This window comes from Kitasatospora sp. NPDC059599 (assembly GCF_042735125.1).
Taxonomy (GTDB): Bacteria; Actinomycetota; Actinomycetes; order Streptomycetales; family Streptomycetaceae; genus Kitasatospora.
In genome coordinates this window covers 82,123-95,536 of sequence record NZ_JBHWCL010000011.1, presented here as the reverse complement: position 1 = coordinate 95,536, position 13,414 = coordinate 82,123, and the positions used below count along the sequence as shown (strand labels likewise).

Genomic DNA, 13,414 nt, shown 5'->3' with positions numbered 1-13,414 from the left:
ACCGGTCGCCCGTCGGCGGGCGAGGTCGCCCCCGGGGTTCAGTCGCCCGGCACGCCGGCCCGGTCGGGCGTCACGCCCTCCTCCGGCGCGGCCCCGGCGATCTCCGCGGGCGTCGGCAGCTCCACCCGGTCCCGGTAGAACCAGCGGCTCACCCGCACCCGCAGCCGTTCCCGCCGCGACGCACCCCGCGCCGGTGCGGGCAGCGGACGGGGCATGTTCCGCACGGTCAGCGCGTACCGGCGGCCGCGCGGCAGCGGTCGGTTCCCCTCGTGGAAGCCGCCCTCGATGCCCTGCCGGACGAACCCGGACTCCGCCCCCTCCACGAGCAGCTCCCGCTCGTGCGCCTGCAGCGCCAGCGCCAGTCGCTTGGCCAGCCAGAACGCCACGACCGGACCGACGAACACCAGCACCCGCAGCACCCGGTCCAGGCCCTCCACCGACACGTCCAGGAGCCGCGCCACCACGTCCTGACCACCCGCCACCAGCAGGACCGCGTAGAACACCGTCCCGGCCACCCCCAGCGCGGTCCGGGTGGGCCGGTTGCGCGGCCGGTCGCACAGGTGCTGCTCACCGTGCTCCCCGGTGACCCACTGCTCCAGGAACGGGTACGCGTAGAGGCAGGCGAAGAAGAGCAGCGGGAACAGGACGGCCGGGATCAGCGGGTTCCAGGAGACGGTGTGGCCCCACAGGCTCGTCTCGGCACCCGGCATCAGCCGCAGCGCCCCCTCGATGAACCCCATGTACCAGTCGGGCTGCGCGTCCGTGGACGCCTGGTCCGGGCGGTACGGCCCGTACTGCCAGATCGGGTTGATCTGGGCGATCGCGGCGGCGAGCGTCAGGACGCCGAAGACCGCCATCATCAGGGCGACCGTCTTGACGGTGAACGTCGCGAACAGCGGCTTGCCGACCACGTTCCGGTTGGTGCGCCCCGGCCCGGCCCACTGGGTGTGGGTCAGGTGGAAGACCAGGATCAGGTGCGCGGTGATCAGCGCGACCAGCAGGCCGGGCAGCAGCAGGATGTGGGTGGTGTAGAGCCGCGGGACGATGTCCTGCCCCGGGTAGTCGCCGCCCCACAGGAAGGAGGCCAGGTAGCTGCCGACCAGCGGGACGGACAGCACGAAGCCCTGCGCGGTGCGCAGGCCGGTGCCGGAGAGCAGGTCGTCCGGCAGGGAGTAGCCGGCGAAGCCCTCCAGGAGGGCGACCTGGAAGAGGGTCAGGCCGATCAGCCAGTTCACCTCGCGGGGGCGACGGAAGGCCCCGGTGAAGAACACCCGCAGCAGGTGGACGCCGATGGCGGAGGTGAAGAGCAGGGCCGCCCAGTGGTGCATCTGGCGGACCAGCAGGCCGCCGCGGACATCGAAGCTGATCGCGAGGGTCGAGGAGTAGGCCTGACTCACCCGGATCCCCTCCAGCGGTGCGTAGCGGCCGCGGTACACCACCTCCGCCATGGAGGGATCGAAGAAGAACGTGAGGAACACGCCGGTCAGGAGCAGCAGCACGAAGCTGTAGAGCGCGAGTTCGCCCAGCAGGAAGGACCAGTGGTCAGGGAAGATCTTCCGGACCACTCCCTTCGCGCCGTCGAACAGGGGCAGGCGCCGGTCCAGCGCGACCGCGGTCGCCTCCGTCGCCCGCCCGGCTCCCTCCCGCATCCGGGCCCTCGTCCTGGACAGCACCGTCCGCTCCTGTCCTATCCGCCGGCTCCGCTCGTCCCGACAGGCATAGCCTGTGCGTGCCGCCGGGGTGGCGGGGCACGCCCCGGCTCCGGAACTCTCACCCGGACGACACGGAAGCCTGTGTGTCCGTCCTCGCACGTCGGCGGCCCGCCCACCCGCGGTCACGCGGTGGCTGCGGTCGGCGGAAGCGACAGCGGACCCCGGTCCGGTCCGGTCAGGCCGGTGCGCATGGGTGGACGAGCCGGGGCGACGCTTCACCGGGCGTTGGTCCAGCGGCGCAGCCGGATGCGGGCGCGGCGGTGGAGGGGCCGCCCACGAGCTCCGGACACCCCCCGGCGCAGCGCTGCGGGGGCGGTCGGGAGCGGGGCCGCCCGTCCCCGGAGGCTCGCGCCCTTCGCGACCTCCGTCAGCGCAGCTCGTCCGCGATGGCGCTGACGAACGCGGCGAGTTCCGCCTGCGCCACCGGGTCCGGGACAGCCCGCGGCAGGACGGCGAGGGCCAGCCCGATGTGCTCACGGATCTGCGCCTCCACCCAGGCGCGGCCTCCGCACTCCTCGATCAGGCCGGCGACGTGCCGGAGCCGGTCGAGGGTCGGTTCGGAGGCGTCGTCGTAGAAGGCGGCGAGCTGGTCACGGGCCGGGCCGGCGTTGCCGAGGGCCACCGCGGCGAAGGCCCGGGACTTGCGTCGCCGCAGGTCGGCCAGCGGATCTTCGAGGGCGTCGCGCGAAGTGCCCCAGACACCCTCCCAGTCGTCGAAGAAGGCCATCGCCATCCCGGCGTGGTGGCCGAACCGCTCGGAGGCGACCAGTTCCTCCTCGCCCGCGCCCCGCACCAGCGCACCGGCAAGACAGACACCGGCGGTGGGCCGGGCGATGGTGCTTTCCAGCAGCTCCAGTGAGAGGTCCAGGCTCATCGTGGAGGTGCCCTCGGACTCCAGGTCGCTGACCTGCCCCGAGCAGCACTCCCGGATCGCGCGCGCGGCCCGGGCGATCAGCTCCACGGAGACCCGGTCCCCCGTCTCCGCAAGGAGCTCGAAGGCGAGACAGTGCAGCGCGACCCCGACCTGGATCGCGGCCGGCTCACCGAACTCCGCCCAGAGGGTCGGCCGGCCCTTGCGGAGCATCTCGCGGTCGATGATGTCGTCGTGGACCGTCCCACCGGCCGACATCAGTGTGCCGGCGACGGCCGCCGTGCGGACCGCGTCCCATGCCTGTGGGCTGCTCCCCGCACACAGCAGGGCGAGCAGCGCGGGCCGCCGCCGGAATCCGACCGGTGACGTCGGACCGCCTCCGGCGTCCACCCACCCGAAGTGGTACTCCGTCATCCGCCGCACCGGCTCGTCGAGCCTGGCCACGGCCGCGCGGAGGGCGGGTTCCATGTAGGCGATGACGTCCTGGCTGATCTGTTGCGAGGTGCGCACGGTCTGCATGAAGGTCTCCTGCACTCTTGAGCTGCCACGGAAGGTCCCACGCCCGGTACAGCGGTTGGCGCGTCTCTCCTGCCATGACGCCCCGATGCCGAGACTGCCGCAACCCGGCACGGGCCCGGCGCGCCACCCTCGGCAGACCCGGCGACATCCTGTGACCAGCACCGATTGGGGGTGGCGCACGGGAACCTTCGGGATGGTGCGGAATCCGGTGCGGAGCCCGGGGTCTGTGCCCGGGGCCGCCGATCTTGCGATCGACGGCCCCGGGCGACGGAGAACGAGCCTTCGTGGGCGCCGAGTCAGGCCGGGCCGTCTGTGTGCCCCGCTGGATCTATTCGGCCCAGGCATGGTCCAACTGGGAGCGGAAGGTGGCGGGTTCCCGTCCGATCAGCTCGGCGAGCGTCGGGTCGACCGTGGTGAACTCGCCATTCCGCGCTGCGTCGAAGATGCCCAGCAGCAGGTCGGCGATCGGGGCCGGGACGCCGTGCGCCAGGACCTGCTCGCGGAAGGCGTCGTCGGGGACGACGGTGCGGGTGAAGGGGCGCCCGGTGGCCTGTGACGCGATCTCGGCGACGGTGTCGAAGTCGAGTGCCGCCGGGCCGGTGAGCGGCGGGGTGGGCCCGTCGAAGCGGCCCTCATCGAGGATGATCGCCGCGGTGGCCTCGGCGAGGTCGTCGTGGCCGGTCCAGGCGACAGGGCCGTCGGCGGGAAGGGCGATATCGCCGGTGTGGCGGGCGGACTCCAGGAACTGCAGGGCGCTGGCCGCGTAGAAGCCGTTGCGCAGCGCGGTCCAGGGCAGGCCGGTGGCACGCAGCAGGTCCTCGGTCCTGGCGTGGTCCCGGCAGGCCGGGAAGCGGGAGTCGTGGGCGGCGCCCGTCTGGCTGGTGTAGAGGATGCGGCCGACCTCGGCCTTCACGGCGGCGTCGATGGCGGCACGGTGGCCGCTGACGCACTCCTCGCCCGTGCGGTCGAGGGAGACGAGGAGCAGCTGCTCGGCTCCTTCGAAGGCGTGCACGAGCGTGTCGGGGTCGTCGAAACTGCCCTGCCGGACACGGACGCCGCGGTCGGCGAGGTCCTGGGCCTTGCGGGGGTCGCGGACGCTGACGCCGACGCGGTCGGCGGGGACGCGCTCCAGGAGGCGCTCGACGGTGCGGCGGCCGAGCTTTCCGGTGGCTCCGGTAACGATGATCACGAGGTTCTCCCGACGATGCTTCCAGTGGAATCATTTCAATGGTAACACTGGAAATTCCGATGGGAACAGATCTTCGGTACCATCGGTTCATGGCTACGCGTGACTCAACCGACAACCCTCGGCGCCGCATCGTCGAGGCAGCCGTCGAGCTGCTGGAGAACGGCGGCCCTGACGCGGTGAGCACCCGCGCGGTCGCCGCCGCGGCCGGAACGCAGCCGCCGGCCATCTATCGCCTCTTCGGCGACAAGGAGGGGCTCCTCGAGGCCGTCGCCGAGCACGGCTACGCGCAGTTCCTGGAGAGGAAGCGCGCGCAGCTCGACCCCGCCTCACAGGACCCGGTGGAGGAGCTGCGGCGCGGCTGGGACGTGGTGGTCGAGTTCGGGGTCTCCCGCCCCGAGCTGTTCGCGGTGATGAGCCGGGCCACCAGCCCGGGATCGGACGCAGCACACCGCTCGGGCCTGGAGATCCTCCACGGGCGGGTGCGCCGGCTGGCGGCCGGGGGATGGCTGCGCGTCGACGAGGAACTGGCCGCCCAGATCATCCGGGCAACCGGCGAGGGCGCAGTCACCACCTGGCACTCCACGCCCGCGGACCGCCGCAACCCGGCGCTGTTGACCGTCCTGCGCGAGTCCATGGTCGCTGCCGTCACTCGCGCCGAGCCCGCGATTCCCGCCGCCGAGTCCGGTCCCGCCGCGGCGGCCCGCGCGCTGCGCGCCGCCCTCCCCGACGACTCCGATGTCCTGAGCGACGCGGAGCAGCGCCTGCTGCGTGAGTGGCTCACGCGCCTGGCGGCGGACGGTGGCGCTCCGCGTGCCTGATCGCGCGTCAATTGGCGAGCCGTCGGCAAGCCGGCATTGAGTCGGCATCGGTCCGACCGGGCATGGGCACGGGTGGTCGGAGTCCGTGAGGCGTCGACCCACGCAGGATGATGCCCGCGCGGGCCGGATCGAGGTCGTGCTGTCGTCGTGAGGGTGGTGTGGACCGCCGGTCCATCCGGCTGGTCCATGCCGATGAACAGCCAGGTCGGCGTACTCGTCCGCGGGGCTTGAGGGGGTGCCGGGGAGTTCGGGGGCCGGCAGGCGGTCGCGGGGGTAGCCCTGGACCTCGCCGAAGCGGTCGGAGGCGGCCTGCCACTCGTCCCGCGCCCGGACGACGTCCGCGTGGGGCCGCCCGATGAAGTTCCGCCACGTACCACGTGATTTGCGTTTCTTCCCAGGCCGGGGGTGTGGAGGACCATCTGCGGTCAGCACATCGTCAGCAGTGGACGCGATGGAGACCGCACACGATGGCAACCAGGACCCTGGCGCACGGCATGGGCACCTTCTTCAGGACCTGTGAGCACCCGCAGTCGCGGTGGTCGACGTGCCCGCACGCCTACGTGATCCGCTTCCGCAACGCCTCCGGACGGCAGACCGAGGAGTCCGGCTTCGCGACCCAGGGCAAGGCGATCGACCGGCTCATCGAGGTGTGCCAGGCAAAGTGCGAGAACCCCTGGGGCCAGAGCAAGGCCGAGCGTAACCGCAAGTGCGGCGCGATGAACTTCGGCGCCCGCGATCGCCGCCCCCTCGCGCGCGTCGGCAGACCCGCGGGCAGGAGCGGAGAATTACTTGACATCCTCAACTGTCTAGTCCTACCGTTTCGGCATTACTTAATGGGATGAACCATCGAGTGAGTCAACACTTCTTGCGAGGAGCACCACCCATGAAGGCCATCACCTACCGCAGCTACGGCGGACCGGACGTCCTGGAATACGGGGACGTGCCCGAGCCCAAGCTCGGCCCGGACTCCGTCCTGGTCCGCGTGGTGGCGGCGTCGGTCAACCCGGTCGACTGGAAGATCCAGGCCGGTTACCTCGACGGCGTGCTGGACGTGGTCTTCCCCGTGATCCCGGGGTGGGACGTCGCCGGGGTCGTGGAGCGGGTGGGCGTCGGAGTCACCGAGTTCGCGCCGGGCGACGAGGTGATCGGCTACGTCCGCGAGGACATGGTCCGCCGCGGCACCTTTGCCGAGTACGTCGCCGCGCCCGTGCGAACCCTCGCCCGCAAGCCCGCCAACCTCGACTTCGTCCAGGCCGCCGGCCTGCCGCTGGCGGGTCTCACCGCCTACCAGGCGCTGACCCGAGCCCTGGAACTCAAGCCGGGCGAGACCGTACTGGTCCATGCGGCCGCCGGCGGGGTCGGCTCACTCGCCGTCCAGATCGCTGTCGCCCTCGGCGCCCGGGTGATCGGCACCGCCAGCGATCGCAACCACGACTACCTTCGCAGTCTCGGTGCCGAGCCGGTGGCCTACGGCGACGGCCTGGCCGAGCGCGTCCGCGCGCTGGCGCCGGGCGGCGTCGACGCCGTACTCGACCTGGTGGGCGGCGAAGCCCTCCGGATCTCGCCGGCGCTGCTGGCGGAAGGCGGCCGTCTCGCCTCCGTCGCCGACGGCGCGGTCCTCGACCTCGGCGGGCGCTACGTCTTCGTGCGCCCCGACGCAGCCGACCTCACCGCCCTGACCGAGTTCGCCGAGAGCGGTCGGCTCACCGTCGAGGTCGCGGCGACCTTCCCCCTGGAGCAGGCCGCCGACGCCCACCGCCTCAACGCCGCCGGCCACACCCGCGGCAAGATCGTCGTCACCATCCCCTGACCCTCCGCCCGAACCGCCCCCATCACCAGGACCGTCCCGCACCACCCCGGAAGGACCCGCCGTGTCCCTCGTCGTGATCACCGACTGGCTCGCCGACACCGGCGCCGAGCAGCACGTCGCCGACCTGCTCCCCGCCGTCACCGAGGCCGCGCTCACCGAGCCCGGCGTGCTCTCCTTCCGGGTGGTCCGCTCCCTGCGGGACCAGGGCGCCTTCGTCGTCTTCGCCGAGTACGAGGACGAGAACGCGCTGGCCGCCCACCGCGAGAGCGTGCCCTACCGGCGACTGGTCCTCGCCGGCATCACCCCGCACCTCATCGACCGCCAGGCCGAGGCCTATGCCCTCGTGTGACGCGAGCCGCCAACCTGCGGCGTAGCGGCTCCTGCGGCCCCGAGCCAGCCGGGCCACTCACTGTGCACCGCCACCGCCTGAAGGATCATCGCCGCTAGAGTCATCACCGCTGTCCCGGTGAACCGGGCAGCCGAGGACGGACCAGTGAGTGGCCGGGGCGGCGGTGACCCGTGGATTGAGACCGACCCGGCCTGCCGGACGGCGGGGCCGCTCTGCTCCACGAGGAGGCTGCGGCGGTGCCGGTTGGCGCCAGAAGCAAGCAAGGTATCGCCCTGTATCGGGATTTGCGGCACCCGTTCTGCTCCTGGGCGCCGATCGCCCGGGCGGCGTCGAGCCGGCCCCCGGGGTCGGAGAGGTTTGGGGACGGCGCCGGCGGGCCCGCCGAGCCGGAGGGCGGTGAGCGTCGCGAGCGTGGCCTGGGCCACGGCAGCGGCCTTTCAATCGGTGGTGATGGCCTTGAGCGCCAGGTTGCGGAGCGGGGCGAGCCGGGTGCGGTTGTCCTGGTGGTGGTAGACGGCGTTGGTGCAGATGGCCAGGTAGCGGCCGGTGCTCGGGGCGAGGTAGAGGCTGGTGCCGGTGAAGCCGTGGTGGTAGGCGACCCGGCCGTCGTCGGCGAGGATCCAGGCCAGGCCGCGATGGAGCCCGGGTTCGATCTCGGCCTTCGGTTCCATGCTGGTGCGCAGCCAGCTGCCGAGGCCCACGTCGAGGGCGTAGGCGGTGAGGAGCCAGCCGGCGAACGCGGCCAGGTCGGCCGGGGTGGTGAAGACACCGGCGTGGCCGGCGACGCCGCCGAGCAGGGTGGCGTTGTCGTCGTGCGGGATGCCCCACAGGCGCGGGCTGCCGGGGATGCGCTGCTCGGTCGGGGCGACCTCGGGGGAGCGGCCGACGGGCCCGTAGGTGGTACCGGTCATGCTGAGCGACTGCCAGAGGTCGGTGGCGAGTCGGTCCAGGCGACCGCCGTGGACGGCGGTGAGGGCGAGGCCGAGGAGGATGAATCCGCGGTTGATGTACCGGTGGCCTGCGCCGGGCTCGGCGATGAGCGGCTCGCCGCAGATCAGCGTGGCGAGCGGTTCGGTGCGGCCCCGGTACTGGTCGAGGCGCGTGTCGGCCCGCAGGCCGGAGGTGTGGGCGAGGATCTGCCCGACCGTCACCCGCCCACCGGGCGCCTGGTCCGGTACGTCGGGCAGTAGCTCGCGTACCGGGGTGTCCACGGTGATGCCGTTCGCGACCCCGATCAGCGGCCAGGTGGCGAGCACCTTCGTCAGCGAGGCGACGTCGTACACGGTGTTCGGGCCGGGGAGGGTGTCCCCGCATTCCGGCGCGGCGATCCCGGAGGAGGCGAACTCGGGTCGGTCGTCCCGGGTGCCGTGGAGGATGACCCCGCCGGGCAGGGCGCCGTCGTCGACCAGCAGGTCGAGGCACTGGTGCAGCTCGGCGAGGGCGTTCGGGTTCCACTGGCGGAAGCTGGTCTCCCTGCCCCGTATCCGCCTCCGCCTCGACGCCGCACCCGCCACCCCGGAGCCGGACAACCACCCGGCCCGCACCGGCCGCTCCGCTCCCGGGCGCCGCCGGGACGCCGCTCACGCCGCCGAGCACGCCGCCGCCGTCCTCGACCAGGACGACGACGAAGCCGCCGCCCAGCTCGTCGGCGCCGGCGAACTCCTCGACGCCCTCGCCCAGACCTCCCCGGCCGCCACCCGCGCCGAACTCCGAGACGCCGCCCGCGCCTTCGAACGCGCCACCCGCAGCCACATCCGCGCCGAGAACGCCGATATCCGTGCGCTGCGCTCGGCCGCCCGCGGAATCGTCCAGGCCGGCAACGCGCTCGGACGTGGAGAGGACGGCGGCGCCACCGCTATGGTCCTGTCCACCCTCGTCCTGGTCACCCTGGCTGCCGCCCGCTGGCACTCCGCCCGAGGCCACGCCCAGCAGGCCGCCGCCTGCCGCCAGGCCGCCGACCACCTGCGCGCCGCCTACCGGCAGGCCGCAGCCACCCCCAAGCGAACGATGCGCGAGATCGGCCGCGCCCTCCCGGAGGGCGAGCGCCTCCGCCACGACGCCACCATCCGCACCGTCCTCGGCGCCGCCGAGAGCCCAAAGGGCCCAGCCCGCGAGCACGACGCCCTGGCCGCCGTCCTGGCGGAAGCCGAGAAGGCCGGCCACGACCCCAAGGCCCTCCTGGAGAAGGCCGTCGAGCGGCGGGAGTTGGAAACCGCCCGCGACACCACCGATGTCCTCGTCTGGCGCATCTGCCGCCTCGCCGACCTGCCCGCCCACCCCGGGCACTCCCGCACCCGTACGGCGCCCGGCACCCGGGCCAGGACCGGGCCGACGCAGGAACGCGCCACCCAGCCGACAGCGGCACAGCCTTCGACCGACCCGCGCCGCCCGGCACCACGCCGCTGAACCGACAACCCGCCGGCCCCTGCGGTCGGCCCATCACCTGATCCTGCCGAAACCCCTCGACACCCGGTTCCACCAGGTGTTACGCAAGTACCCGAGCACCGCGAACGGAGAGTCCGTGACCAGAACCACCGAGCACACCACCACCGCCCCGGCCCCGATCAGCACCCCGGTCCCGGCCGCCTCCGACCCGCTCCTGCAACTGGAGTACGAGACCCAGACCCCCAGCGGTTCGGAGGCCGTCCGCGGCCTCCTGCACCCGGCCGAACTGGCGCTGCGCGGGATGCCGGTAGCGTGCTCGGCCTGCCAGGCCCGCCGGGACTGGCTGCTGCTCAACCACCGCCGTAACGTCTGGGTGCGGTGCCGCTGCGGAAACGAGTGGCTGGAGTCGGAGATCACCCGCAAGGACTTCGACGCCCTGATCGCCAGCCCGACCTGGACCCACCACCCTTCGACCGACGCCGCGCGGGTGACCCTCGGCTTCGACGGGACCTTCGCCGGCGTCTACTTGGACTGACGAGCGGTATTGCGGCGGATGCAACATCGGCCGAGGTGGCTGCATAGGTGGGCACCGTGACCACTTGTCGGCTGGTCTGGAGAGCGCTGGTCGTCTGTGCGCGTGGGGAATGTCGGTGAGCTCTTGCAGCACCGGTTGGTATCGCAACGGCGGTGTGTCGATGACGGCTCGCCCTCCAGGACGAGCACGGATTGGAGCAGGTGTGGGTCATGCCGAAGGCCACCACCGCCGCGGCCGTCATCGCCGTCCTGCGCGCCATTGCCGGCCCCGCGATCGACCGCGGCTGGAATGTCTCCGGGCGCCTGCACACCCTGACCTGGGAGGACGAACGTGGCCGCTGACGTTGCCACCACCTGGGGCCGGGGGCGCGTCGTCTCCTTGGTGGCGACGGTCCGCTACACGTTCCAGGCCGAGCAGCCCACGGATCCGCGCACCAGCTGACTGCTGTCGGGGGAGGACCGGCAAAGCCGGGGCAGGTACCGCCTGATGTTCCTCCGCTGGTGCGCGGCCGCCGGCAAGGTGGCCCCGAGGTGGGCGACGTGTTCAGCGGGACAGGCTCGCCCCCGTACACGTCCCGCAGGTTCAATCCAGGCGACGACGGCCGTTTCCGTCACGTCAACGCCCGCGTCCGGACGGCGGCCAAGGTCGGCCTGGTCCGTCCGCCGTTCCGCGCGCAGATGAGGTCGAGCAGATCCGCAACCAGCAGGACACCGCGGGCCATGGCGCCCGGCGCGGGCACCGTTGTGTGTCGTTCGTAACGATAAGGCAGCAAAGGCGGCAGTCGCAGGGCGGCTCTACCCAACCCGCCAGCATCGTGATTCCCAGTCAGTTTCTGCCAACGGGATGCGCACGGGAGTGATGATGACCAGTGGCACACCGCCTACGCCGTCGCCGAGGATCACGGTGGCCCTCATCGGTGCCGCAGCCGCCATCATCGCGGCAGTGATCGGAGTCGTCGGGCCCTGGCTTCGTCCATCCCCATCGGGGGCTGAGCCGCCAGGGAGTGCTCCAGCGCAGGCAGCCTCGGCTGCGGTTCCCGCGCCGGCCCCGGATCCACCGGGGAGTGCTCCAGTGCAGGCAACTTCGACTCCGGTTCCCGCGCCGGCCCCGGATCTGCCGTCAAGTCCGCCCCCGGCGTCACCGTCGGCGGCTGCCAGAACAGTTGCGGGGGCAGGAGAGGACAGTGTGGACAGCTGGATCGCCCAGCTCTACTCCGAGCCGGTCTCCACTGGTGCCGCCGGACTGGACCAACGGCTGGCACAGGTCCGGGCCGACGTACCCGGGGCCCAGGTCCTGCGGAGCGGCGACTTCGCCTCACTGCGCCCCGGGTACTGGGTCATCTACGATCCGGGCCCCTTCAGCGACGGAGATGCAGCACTCGCCTTCTGCGCGACGCACGGCCGTACCGGCAAGGACCAGTGCATCGGCCGCTTCCTGAGCCATCACGCCGCAGACACTCACTACCAGTGCGTTCCGCCGGCAGCCAGCCCACAGGGCGACTGCAAGCACAGTTGACGTCGCGGAAGATTTCAAGTCCGGTGAGACGGCCGTGACGCCATGAGGTTTGTGGTGTGGGTTCCCTGCGCTTGGCGGGGTCGTCGACCCACGCTCTCTTCGGGATCTCGGGTGGTCCGGGGCGGCGGCCGAAGCGTCGGCGGCCCGGCACCCTGCTGGAACACCTACACCTACGACGCGACCGGCAACCGGACCGGAACCGTCCAGCACGACATCACCGGCAACAGCCTCAACGACACCACGACCCCCCAGACCTTCGGAGCCGCCAAGAGCACCAACACCCCCACCCCCACCACCGCCCCCGACACCGGCGGCGGCCCTGTCAGCGGCTTCGGCATCCCCGGACGCGAGCGTGGCGAGCAGGCCGGGGATCTTCTCGCCCGGGCCGTAGAAGCGTCGGAATCGCCGCCAGGGGACCTCGTCGTACCTGAACTCGTCCTTGACCTCCGACGGGATCGCGCCCACGGCCGTCCGCACGTCGCAGTCCGCGCCGGCCCACCGTTCTGGCCAGCCGGCCCAAGGGCCGTCGTCCACGACTTGGCCTTCCCGTCCACCGGAAGCATCCGAACCCCGGAGGTCTTGCGCTGCCGATGCTCGCCTACCTCCACGGGTTCACTGCCGTGCCGGGGCCGGTGAACCCGGGGGTGTCGTGGGCCGTGAAACACACTACCGAGGCGTGATCTTCGCGGATTTCGACGCAGCCCCAGCGCGCCATGGCACCACCGAGGAGTAACAGATGGAACCGACTCCGCCGCAGGCCGCGCCCCACTCGGATCGTTCGGACGCGTCCTACGCGGTCGAGGAGATCTCCAGACTGGTCGGGATGTCGCCGCGCAACATCCGGGCCCACCAGTCCCGCAAGCTGCTCCCGCCGCCGGCCCGCCGGGGGCGGGTCGGGTACTACGACGAGACTCACGTCCGCCGGCTGCGGCACATCGTCCACCTGCAGCGCCAGGGCTTCAACCTGGTGTCCATCGCGGCCTTCCTCGGGGTGGGGGACCGCGGCGACGAGGAGGCCCGGCTCGCCTCCGCGGTCAACTGCGCGGTGCGCGACCAGCCTGCGGTGTTCTACTCCCTGAACCGGCACGGCATGCTCGGATGGGAGGCGGACGGCACCGTGACCGTCGCACGGCCGGCAGTGCACCGGGCGACGATGGAGCTCGTCCGAACGGGCGTCCCGCCGATGGCCGCCCTGCGGTGCCTGGCCCGCTCGCTGGACCGGATCGTCGGCGCCGCCGAGGAGTTGGTCGCCTCGTCGAGCGCGGAACTCCTTGTCGGCGCCGCCGAGGAGCAGGGTGCGGCGGCGCCCGTGGCGGCGCCGGGTCCGGCTGGTGGGCCGCGGATCGCGCGAGTGACCGAGGGACTGGTGGAACTGCTGGTCAGCACGTTCCGGGCCGCCGCGGAGGAGCGGGGCCGTGAGCTCGTCACCGAGTTGCTCATGGAGGCCGACGGTTCCGACAGTTGGGTCGAGGAGCACCTGGTGGTCGAGAACGGGTGAACGCGGCCTCGGCCGGGGCCGCAGCGTCCGGTCGGTGGCAGGGTTTCGTGCAATCGTGAGCCGATGGTGGGCCCGATCCTGTTCCTCTCTGTGAGCGGTCGCATCGCAGGCACTCCGTCAGGGTGCGTCGCCACCAGCAGAGTTGCGGTTCGACGGCCGCGAGTCATCGATCACCACAAGCCCTGCCGACGTGCCGTACGGCCGTCCCAGTAC

The 13,414-nt window shown here is 72.2% G+C and carries 13 protein-coding genes; 9 read left to right on the top strand and 4 right to left on the bottom strand.

Annotated elements, in window-relative coordinates:
* Positions 1-38: 38 nt before the first annotated feature.
* From ACFV04_RS06470 to ACFV04_RS06460, 3 genes are all read right to left on the bottom strand, one after another.
* Complete coding sequence (locus ACFV04_RS06470; RefSeq protein ID WP_380527221.1) at positions 39-1,649, bottom strand: cytochrome bc complex cytochrome b subunit; 1,611 nt, start codon at positions 1,647-1,649, stop codon at positions 39-41.
* A gap of 430 nt (positions 1,650-2,079) precedes the next feature.
* Positions 2,080-3,102, bottom strand: a complete 1,023-nt coding sequence (locus tag ACFV04_RS06465; protein ID WP_380527197.1) for a polyprenyl synthetase family protein — start codon at positions 3,100-3,102, stop codon at positions 2,080-2,082.
* Positions 3,103-3,430: 328 nt separating this feature from the next.
* Positions 3,431-4,291, bottom strand: a complete 861-nt coding sequence (locus ACFV04_RS06460) for an SDR family oxidoreductase (protein ID WP_380527196.1) — start codon at positions 4,289-4,291, stop codon at positions 3,431-3,433.
* 89 nt (positions 4,292-4,380) lie between these two features.
* On the opposite strand from ACFV04_RS06460, the gene ACFV04_RS06455 reads away from it, so the two are divergent.
* The 4 genes from ACFV04_RS06455 to ACFV04_RS06440 all read left to right on the top strand — a co-directional run bounded on the left by ACFV04_RS06455 (position 4,381) and on the right by ACFV04_RS06440 (position 7,268).
* Positions 4,381-5,109 carry a TetR/AcrR family transcriptional regulator gene (locus ACFV04_RS06455; RefSeq protein ID WP_380527194.1) on the top strand — a complete coding sequence of 243 codons (729 nt, stop codon included), beginning with the start codon at positions 4,381-4,383 and terminating at the stop codon, positions 5,107-5,109.
* A gap of 467 nt (positions 5,110-5,576) precedes the next feature.
* Positions 5,577-5,951, top strand: coding sequence for a hypothetical protein (locus ACFV04_RS06450; protein ID WP_380527192.1), 375 nt, complete (start codon positions 5,577-5,579; stop codon positions 5,949-5,951).
* A gap of 41 nt (positions 5,952-5,992) precedes the next feature.
* A complete protein-coding gene (locus tag ACFV04_RS06445; protein WP_380527190.1) occupies positions 5,993-6,919 on the top strand; it encodes an NADP-dependent oxidoreductase in 927 nt (308 codons plus the stop codon).
* Between the two features lie 61 nt (positions 6,920-6,980).
* Positions 6,981-7,268, top strand: a complete 288-nt coding sequence (locus tag ACFV04_RS06440) for an antibiotic biosynthesis monooxygenase family protein (protein WP_380343432.1) — start codon at positions 6,981-6,983, stop codon at positions 7,266-7,268.
* Between the two features lie 437 nt (positions 7,269-7,705).
* Here ACFV04_RS06440 and ACFV04_RS06435 read toward each other — a convergent pair whose 3' ends face one another.
* Complete coding sequence (locus ACFV04_RS06435; protein ID WP_380343599.1) at positions 7,706-8,677, bottom strand: serine hydrolase domain-containing protein; 972 nt, start codon at positions 8,675-8,677, stop codon at positions 7,706-7,708.
* Here ACFV04_RS06435 and ACFV04_RS06430 point away from each other — a divergent pair.
* The 5 genes from ACFV04_RS06430 (at position 8,643) to ACFV04_RS06410 (ending at position 13,201) form a co-directional block, all read left to right on the top strand.
* A complete protein-coding gene (locus ACFV04_RS06430) occupies positions 8,643-9,674 on the top strand; it encodes a hypothetical protein (protein ID WP_380343429.1) in 1,032 nt (343 codons plus the stop codon). The two genes, ACFV04_RS06435 and ACFV04_RS06430, sit on opposite strands and share 35 nt — an antisense overlap.
* A 115-nt stretch (positions 9,675-9,789) precedes the next feature.
* Complete coding sequence (locus ACFV04_RS06425; RefSeq protein ID WP_380527188.1) at positions 9,790-10,188, top strand: hypothetical protein; 399 nt, start codon at positions 9,790-9,792, stop codon at positions 10,186-10,188.
* Between the two features lie 209 nt (positions 10,189-10,397).
* On the top strand, positions 10,398-10,529 hold the full coding sequence (locus ACFV04_RS06420) for a hypothetical protein (RefSeq protein WP_380527186.1): 132 nt from the start codon (positions 10,398-10,400) through the stop codon (positions 10,527-10,529).
* A gap of 844 nt (positions 10,530-11,373) precedes the next feature.
* Positions 11,374-11,703: a hypothetical protein gene (locus ACFV04_RS06415; protein WP_380527184.1), complete on the top strand. Its 330-nt coding sequence runs from the start codon at positions 11,374-11,376 to the stop codon at positions 11,701-11,703.
* A 736-nt stretch (positions 11,704-12,439) separates the two neighbouring features.
* On the top strand, positions 12,440-13,201 hold the full coding sequence (locus ACFV04_RS06410; RefSeq protein ID WP_380527183.1) for a MerR family transcriptional regulator: 762 nt from the start codon (positions 12,440-12,442) through the stop codon (positions 13,199-13,201).
* The last annotated feature ends 213 nt before the right edge of the window (positions 13,202-13,414 follow it).

Bases quoted from the DNA above. Each gene is read 5' to 3' on its own strand.
- ACFV04_RS06420 (WP_380527186.1), top strand. From the start codon at position 10,398: ATGCCGAAGGCCACCACCGCCGCGGCCGTCATCGCCGTCCTGCGCGCC.
- ACFV04_RS06410 (WP_380527183.1), top strand. From the start codon at position 12,440: ATGGAACCGACTCCGCCGCAGGCCGCGCCCCACTCGGATCGTTCGGAC.
- ACFV04_RS06445 (WP_380527190.1), top strand. From the start codon at position 5,993: ATGAAGGCCATCACCTACCGCAGCTACGGCGGACCGGACGTCCTGGAA.
- ACFV04_RS06430 (WP_380343429.1), top strand. From the start codon at position 8,643: ATGACCCCGCCGGGCAGGGCGCCGTCGTCGACCAGCAGGTCGAGGCAC.
- ACFV04_RS06465 (WP_380527197.1), bottom strand. From the start codon at position 3,102: ATGCAGACCGTGCGCACCTCGCAACAGATCAGCCAGGACGTCATCGCC.
- ACFV04_RS06470 (WP_380527221.1), bottom strand. From the start codon at position 1,649: ATGCGGGAGGGAGCCGGGCGGGCGACGGAGGCGACCGCGGTCGCGCTG.
- ACFV04_RS06450 (WP_380527192.1), top strand. From the start codon at position 5,577: ATGGCAACCAGGACCCTGGCGCACGGCATGGGCACCTTCTTCAGGACC.
- ACFV04_RS06455 (WP_380527194.1), top strand. From the start codon at position 4,381: ATGGCTACGCGTGACTCAACCGACAACCCTCGGCGCCGCATCGTCGAG.